Raw genomic sequence first — 6,044 nt, forward strand, 5'->3', positions numbered from 1 at the left:
TGACGCTGGCGTAGCCGGGCAGGCGGGCGCGTAGTGCGGCGATCAGGGCTTGGGCCAGGACGCAGCCCATGATGTCGAGGTCGACGTTGAGGTTGACGGTCGAGGAGAGGGCGTCGGCGTGGAAGGCGGTGATGATCTCGGCGAGGCGTTGCTCGATGGTCATCCGCCGGGCGTAGTGGGTGATCAGCGCCTTGGCGGGCAGGTCGGTGTCGTTGGTGATGATCACGGTGGGCGCCTGGTGGCCGAGGCCGGTGACGATGAGCTGGCGTACGGTGCCGGGGTAGTTGGTCAGCCGCACGCCGGTGGATTCGTGGACTTTGGGCCGGTTGAATCTGCCGGGCCGGTTCAAGGTGATGGTCGTGTAGTCCTTGGCGGTCAGGGTGTTGATCTGGTTGACCAGCGCTGGTGAGCGCATCCGCAGGGTCAGGAACTTCACGCCGCGTTCGTCGAGCTCGCCGAGCACTGGTTGGGTGGTGACTTTCTGGTCCATCACGAGCATGCGCGGGTCGGCTCCGGAGACCGTTCTCCAGTGGTCGCAGAACGCGATGACCTCGCGGTTCTGGGTTGATTTGCTGATGTCGGCGTTGGCGTAGACGAGGTTGTGGGTGCCGGTGTCCTGGGCGAAGAGCGTCAACACGCTGCGGGAGCGTTGGGAGCGAGTGGGCACGTAGTGCTTCTCAAGGACCGGATCCTGACCCCAGTGCACCACAGCGTGGAAGTCGAGGTCGAAGATCGCCTCGGAGCTGGTGGCGAGCCCGCCGCGGATCATCGCGGCGTCCAGGCCCGCCAGGAAGCGGCGCTGGTTCTCGTGGCTGGTGCGGTAGGAGTAGTCGGTCAGCGCGGACTTCTTGGGCAGCACCCTCAGCCCGGCGAACAAGGCCGCGGCCGGGTCGGTGAGCAGCAGGTCATCGACGTGGGAGACCCGCCGGGTGCGGGTCAGCTTAAACACCAGCAGCGACAACAGCCACGACACGGCGGGCACGACGCGGGTGCCGGGGTAGCCGGCGCGCGCGACGAGCCCGGGCACGTCCAGGGCGATCAGGTCGGGCAGGAGCAGCAGCAACCCCGCCTTGCCGGTTTCCACGGTGGCCGGCCAGGTGGTGAAGTCCAGCGTGGCGGTGCGGGGCAGGCGGGTGTCCCGCCCGGGCGTGGCAGGGCAGGTGCTGGCCTCCGGCTCGGGGCGGGCCAGCAGCCGGCCGAACCCTTCCTCGGTGAGGATCTCGGCCACGCTGGTCCGGTTCAACGCGGTGCCCTCGGCGCCCAGCCGAGTGGAGATCTCATAGGTCGACAACCCGGACCGGCGCAACTGGATGACCCGACCCCGGTCCCGGTCCTTGGCCGGGGCCGACCCGGGGGCGGGTCCAGGCTTGCGCGGTGGCGCGAACAGCTCGAGCCGCCCGGCCCGGTGCTCGCGGACCAGGTTCACCATCGCCCACCGGGTGTAGCCGAACCGGTGGGCGGCCTCGGCGTGGGTCAGCCCGTCGACGAAGAACGCGCGCAGCGCCTCGTAGCGGCGATGGTTCACCTCGCCCGGCCGGATGAACCAGTCCCGACTCGCGGGTTGTGTCGATCCCTCTGTCATAGGACAAGTGTGCCGTGTCTCCTGCCGGGGCCAGCGTGAGTCCCTCACCCTGGCGTGTCGGTTCGTCCCCTCGCTCCTACCAGGGGTTTCCCGTACGTCTCCCGAGCTGGCTCAGGGCCTGATCGACCCAGACTCGAATGCCACAACTGTCATTCAACAGTCAGACACCACAAGGCCCCTAGGCCACCACCCGCCACACACAGCGCACGTCAACCCCCTCACCGTGCGCACCCGACCCGGACCGGCCACACCCCAACCCGACACACGTTGCCCCGAACCGGTTGCGTGGAAATCCGCGCTAAGCACGGACCCCGGTGTGGCTCGAAGAAGTCGAAAAGTCTTCCTACCTAGGGCACAGGCTCGTAGGCGAGCACCGTCGCATGATCTGCGGACGAGCAACCGAGGATGGACACCGACACCTCGCCGAGAGCGGAACCGCTCGCCATGTCGTGCGCCTCGCCCCCTGGAACCCCTCCCTCCCACCCCGGCCAGAACTGCATGAACTCCAGGGCCCAGTACTCGTCCACCCCGTTCGGCACGCTCGTGGTACCGAGATCGGACGTGATGGCAGCGCATCGTGTCCATTCTGCGTTGGGCAGCCCGTCGTCCCGGATGATCGAGGTGAACACGGTGTCGGACGACACGGACGCCGGCGTCACGAGCGGATAGGGGTAGCCGGTAGCCGGCACCTCCCAGGCCGCCACCAGCCGGTGGCCCCGGAAAAGGATGGGCGCGTCCGTCGTGGATTCGGGCACCGGCGACACCTCGACCTCGACGGGCCAGGCGTGCGTGGCCTGCACCCGCCAGCGACCTTCTGGCCCGGAGTCCACCACCGCCGAGACCGTGACCTCCCGCTCCTCACCCGGTGCTGGACGCAGCACCTCGGGCAGGACGAACTCCTTGACGCCCCCAGGAGCGTAGACCGTCCACGACCCCTCACGCAGCTCGGGGTCCTGGTCTCGCCACAGCTGGTGAAGGGCGAAGGAGTTGCCACCTCCCCTCTCGGCGAACTCATCGCTTCTGTCGCCGTCGTCACTGACGATGACACCGTCGACGAGCACCATGAGCACCCCTGTCTGCCCGCTCCAGGCAGACAGGTGCGTCTCGGCGGACACGCTGACCCGCTGCACGAAGATCGCGACACCGTCGACGTCGACACGGACGCTGTCGCTGTCGAGCACCGCCGCGTCCTGTGGCACGGGCGGAGGCGCCTGCGGCACGACGACGGAAGTGCCCGGAGCGCTCGCCCAGCCTGCCTCGGAGTACGTAGCGAGCACGGCCGAACCGCGCGCGGGCAGGTCTCCTGCCCAGGTGATCGAGGCGGGCGTCTTGCCGCTGCTGACCGGCGGGGGAAGGGGGACGAACCGCCGGACTGCAGGGTCCCCACCGTTGCCGGCGCAGGGCAGCACCACCGTCTCCTCCGCGAGTTCGAGCGTGGCAGTGGGCACCGTGAGATTGGGGTCGAGAGCGGGTATGTCGCACCACAGCACCGCGTACGCGACGTAGCCGCTCGCGGGCTGAATGTCGAGCGCGAGGGGCTCGGTCGCGGTGGCGTAGTCGATGGTGGTGGACTCGATCAACCGGAGGCCCTCCAGGCCCGTCGGAGGGTCACCATCGCCGTCCAGGATCCAACCGCGCGCCGCCAGGTCCCCCGGAAGCGTGCCCGGGCCATCCCCGTCCGCGGTGGTGAGGGGTCGTGGGGAGGGGTCATCCATACCGTTGAGGAGAGCCGCAGCTGCCGCCGTGCCGAGCACAACTACTGAGGCGGCCGCGAGCCAGCGCACGGAACGCCGGCGCTGGATGACGCCCGCCAACCTCGTCCACATGGCACGACCGGTGCCCCCGTCACGCCCGGCCCCCGACCCGACCTCGGACGACCCCTCCGACAGCGACCTCAGTACCTCGGCCACGATCTCCTGGCCCGGTCGCGAGAACCGGTAGGCCAGGGCCACGAGCGCGGCAGCCAGGCCCTCGCTGCGCGGCACGAGCGAAGCCACGCGGCCGGGCCGAACGCCCAGAGCCCGGGCCGAACGGGCCGCGGTCCACCCCTCCACCTCCATAAGCACCACGGCCGCGCGCTTCCTGGGCGGCAGGGCGGAAAGCACCTCGAAAGGATCGCGACCGAAGCCGGGCACCTCGCTCCGGTCCTTCCGCCGACGGCGCGCCCGCCGAAGGTAGGTGCGGACCAGCTCCTCGCACAGGACGTCGGCTATCGACGAGGCCTCGTGGGCATGAGGGTCCACGCCCCAAACCCGGAACATGCGCTGAAAGACCTGGACGACCAGGGCGTCCGCCGTCGTGGCCTCACCGGTGAGCATGAGCGCAGTGCGGCGCAACGACACGGCGTGGGCTCGCACCTCGCCGCCGAACCTCTCGACCAGCAGCCCCGAGGACACACCTCATCATTCCACCGTTCGGCGAGACACGAAAGGATCCACGCTCGCCCGGCGGGAGGCGACGCGCTCCACCCACGGCTGCCGCGGGCTGGGTGGGAGGATGACCGCCCAGCCCGCGGTCTCGCCGGTCCAGGAACGTTCGCCCAGCCACTGCCGAAGCAAGGAGTCGGCCGAGTCCTCTCGGGGACCCCAGCGCCGCCGGTACGACGGCGGACGGCCCACGGGTAGGCGTGGCAGGTCGACAGCGCTGTCTGTGCGGGACTCCTCGCCAAGCCGATAATGCAAATGCTTCAGGGTGACCGATGAGGCGTCCCAGTTGGCCGTTAGCAACCACGTGCTCATCGACCCCGATCACGGTGACGTCGTCGAACCGGCCTGGATCCTCGATCAGGACCCTCTTGCCCTCGGCCAGGACCGCGTCGTTGGCGGTGTTCCACGACACCGCCAGCCCTTCAGCGACGCGAGCGACGCTCAGGTTGCTGACACACGATGCCTTCCAGCGCCCACCGCAGGCCGCGACGCGACAGCTTCGCCCGCGGCTCCGCGGCCTGGCTGGTGTCTTGGCGCCACACGTGCCCGCACCCGGCGCACCGGTACCGGCGGACGGTGACCTCCAGCACTGTCGGGCCCCAGCCCAGCGGCTCGTGCGCCAACCGCCGCACCACGGGGTGTCACGAGGCGCGCCCTCGCATCCGCAGCGACGGCACCACCCGTCCGGGTCGAGGACACGGCAGGCCAGGACCGCACGATCGGGCTCAAGGCGCTGCCCAACAACCTTGAGCCCGAGCTCTTCGAGGCGGCAGAACGTGGTCAGGTCAGAGGCGGCGAAGGTAGCGTCAGGCACGTCGAGATCTTCCAGATGGTCGGTGTAGGAACTTCCATCATCGGGAGACCTCGACACCTACACGGCCACCGACGCGCCGACCGGCGCTACACCCTTATCTGTGAAGTTCCCATATTGTCGCCAGTGCGTTCAAATATGTTGCGTTACAGGGCTCTACGCAGCGGCTACCGTCGCCTGGTCCACCTTCGCCACTTCGCGTTTGTCCTTTCGATGGCGCAGGTGCCCTATCAGCGTGACTGCGAAACTGATTGCTGACGAGACCGCGATACCCACCCACAGGTCAATGAAGAGGGCCGCGGCGCCAACCAGAGCCCCCAGCCCGATCAGGGTAATCGCCAGGGTCCGCCGTGCCCAATGCTTACTGTTCCCGCCGGCGAACCAAGAATCGGCGGCAAGGCCCGTGATGGTCGAGGTGACCACCACCGTGGTGATCTCCGCGACCTTCAACCGCTTCGCCGTCGCGGCCTGAATTCCCATGGCCATTGCCAGCACGCAGGTAGTGGTGCTCCCGAGCAGCTCGGTCGCATGCACGTCCACCACGGCGACGCACACGGCCAGACCTGCAGTCACCCCGGCGACCATCAGCAGGCTCAGCGACATCCGCCCGCTCCACCCTTCGGCCCCCTTGCGCAGCAGCCGACCTGCGAGAACGGCACCCATCATGAAGAAAAGGAGAGCCAGCGCAAGGCGCAGGCTGGGCAGATTAGTATCCCCGGCAACGGCCATGCCGAGCAACACCACATTGCCGGTCATATTGCCGGTGAACACCCGGTCGAGCCCTAGATAACCGACGGCGTCGATCACGCCGGTGGAAAAGGTGAGCGCGAGCATGAGCCACAGGTGCAGGCGTTCCGTGGGAACGGCACGATGGCGGGTCATAGGAATCCTTAGCTAACGTGCGTGAAATGGATATGCAGGAAACTTATCGAGCTCTTCCTACTTGATGTGGGGGCGCGGCCACACGTTCGGGGTCGGCAGTAGCCTAAAAGGGGCGCCGAAGAGGCGGCTGATGAAGGGGAGAAATCATCGGCACCTACGCGAGCATGTTCTTGGACGACGGAGCGGGCACGCGGCCGGCCAGCCGCTGCGGGTCATCGGGCGTGGGTGAAGAGAATGTGTAGTCGGTGCCAGCCGGGCTGGTGGGGTCCAGGTAATCAGCGGACGGTCCGCCTGCGCGGGGCTATCGAAGCCGACGGCTCCACCGGCGATGTCGGCGCAGGTG

At 68.3% G+C, this 6,044-nt stretch carries 3 protein-coding genes and 1 pseudogene; all 4 read right to left on the minus strand.

What is annotated here, in order from left to right; genetic code table 11:
• On the minus strand, nucleotides 1–1,582 hold a 1,582-nt coding region (locus tag ACR2FV_RS00980), incomplete at its 3' end, for a transposase (protein WP_434013863.1).
• A gap of 347 nt (nucleotides 1,583–1,929) precedes the next feature.
• Entirely contained in the window at nucleotides 1,930–3,978 is a 2,049-nt protein-coding gene (locus tag ACR2FV_RS00985) for an RNA polymerase sigma factor (protein ID WP_434013864.1), read from the minus strand.
• A 331-nt stretch (nucleotides 3,979–4,309) separates the two neighbouring features.
• Nucleotides 4,310–4,822: pseudogene (locus ACR2FV_RS00990) on the minus strand (ISL3 family transposase); the annotation flags it as partial.
• A 153-nt stretch (nucleotides 4,823–4,975) separates the two neighbouring features.
• The gene (locus ACR2FV_RS00995; protein ID WP_434013865.1) at nucleotides 4,976–5,701 is read right to left on the minus strand and encodes a YoaK family protein; all 726 of its coding nucleotides are present in this window, start codon (nucleotides 5,699–5,701) and stop codon (nucleotides 4,976–4,978) included.
• Nucleotides 5,702–6,044 lie beyond the last annotated feature (343 nt).

Origin of the sequence: Ornithinimicrobium sp. (genome assembly GCF_051004135.1) — a bacterium.
Lineage (GTDB): Bacteria > Actinomycetota > Actinomycetes > Actinomycetales > Dermatophilaceae > Ornithinicoccus.

Bases quoted from the DNA above. Each gene is read 5' to 3' on its own strand.
- ACR2FV_RS00995 (WP_434013865.1), bottom strand. From the start codon at position 5,701: ATGACCCGCCATCGTGCCGTTCCCACGGAACGCCTGCACCTGTGGCTC.